Below are 1722 nucleotides of genomic sequence, written 5' to 3'. Positions count from 1 at the left end.
GAGGGCACTGAAAAAGTCCTTTAAGGACAAATGTTAACAAAAAGGAGCAGAAAACTTTAGTTTTTTTGCTCCTTTTTTTGTTTCTTTATAAAGCAACAAAAGGCTTTTATAAATGTTATTACAACAACATAAGATACTGATTAGCAATCATTCTTCGTTATATGATTTAATAGTTCCTAAGCACAATTTGCTTAGAAAAATTAATGAGTTGATAGACTTTTCATTTGTTTACGAAGAACTAGTAAATAAGTATTGTTTAAATAATGGTCGAATGGCAGAAAGTCCAGTTCGTATGTTTAAGTATTTACTTTTAAAAACAATCTATACCGTTTCGGATGTTGATGTGGTTGAGCGTTCACAATACGATATGTCATTTAAGTATTTTTTAGAAATGACGCCAGAGGAAGATGTAATAAATCCTAGTTCGTTAACCAAGTTTAGAAAACAACGTTTAAAAGACACAGACTTATTAGATTTATTGATAAACAAAACAGTAAGTATAGCGGTTGAAAAAGGTATTATTCGTTCTAAATCAATCATAGTTGATGCCACTCATACTTTATCAAGATCAAATCCATATTCAGCAATAGAAGTGCTTCGCGAGCGTTCAAAGTTACTTAGAAAAACTGTTTATTTGTTTGACGAAGACTTTAAAGAGCTTATGCCACAAAAGAATACCGACAATGATTTAGAAAAAGAATTAGCATATAGTAAAGAGTTAGAGAAACGAATAGAAAAAGAACAAGCTATTAGTTCAATACCAGCGGTAAAAGAAAAGCTAAACTTGCTTAAGGAAACCATAGAAGATACACAGGAAAATTTTACATTATCAAAAGATACCGATGCAAGAACTGGGCACAAATCGGCTGATAGTTCGTTCTTTGGATACAAAACTCATTTAGCCATGACTGAAGAGCGCATCATTACAGCAGCTGTAGTAACATCGGGCGAAAAAGGAGATGGACCAGAATTAGCCAAACTTTTAGAAATTAGTCAAGAAAATGGAATTGAAGTAGATACCATTATTGGAGATGCAGCCTACTCAGGAAAAGAAAATCTTAAAATTACAACGGAGCAAAATATTAAAACAGTAGCCAAATTAAATCCCTCAATCACACAAGGCTTCAGAAAAGATGAAGACAAATTTGATTACAATAAAGATGCAGATATGTTTGTTTGCCCAGCTGGACATATGGCAACACGAAAAGCACGTGGAGGAACCAGAGATGTCGGGGCAAATCAAGTAGATACCTATTATTTTGATGTTGAAAAATGTAAGTCCTGCCCTTTAAAAGAAGGATGTTATAAAGATGGAGCTAAAACAAAAACATATTCAGTATCCATAAAATCAGAACTACATCAAGACCAAATGGCTTTTCAAGAAACCGATTATTACAAAGAAAAAGCAAAGCATCGATACAAAATAGAAGCAAAAAATAGTGAGTTAAAAAATGTACATGGTTACGATAGAGCAATATCGTATGGAATTACCAATATGCAAATCCAAGGTGCATTAGCAATTTTTGCAGTTAACCTAAAAAGAATAATTAAATTAATGGAGTAAGCCTTAATTTCACTAAAAAAAACACCCTAAAACAACTTTTTGGCTACACCAAAAAACATTGAGCACACTAAAAAATTATTACAAAAAAAGCGATTAAGTAAAATATAAAATTTACCTAATCGCTCTTTTGTAAAAAGTCTTACTTTTTCAGTGCCCTC

The 1722-nt window shown here is 32.1% G+C and carries 1 protein-coding gene; it reads left to right on the top strand.

What is annotated here, in order from left to right; translation table 11 throughout:
* Positions 1-112: 112 nt before the first annotated feature.
* On the top strand, positions 113-1564 hold the full coding sequence (locus tag V4538_13850; protein ID MES2382126.1) for an IS1182 family transposase: 1452 nt from the start codon (positions 113-115) through the stop codon (positions 1562-1564).
* Positions 1565-1722: the final 158 nt, after the last annotated feature.

Source organism: Bacteroidota bacterium, from assembly GCA_040388375.1.
Lineage (GTDB): Bacteria > Bacteroidota > Bacteroidia > UKL13-3 > UKL13-3 > JAAFJM01.
Note: the sequence above shows the minus strand (reverse complement) of the source record. Positions and strands in the feature narration are given on the sequence as shown.

Coding starts and splice junctions, on each gene's coding strand:
- V4538_13850 (MES2382126.1), top strand. CDS start 113: ATGTTATTACAACAACATAAGATACTGATTAGCAATCATTCTTCGTTA.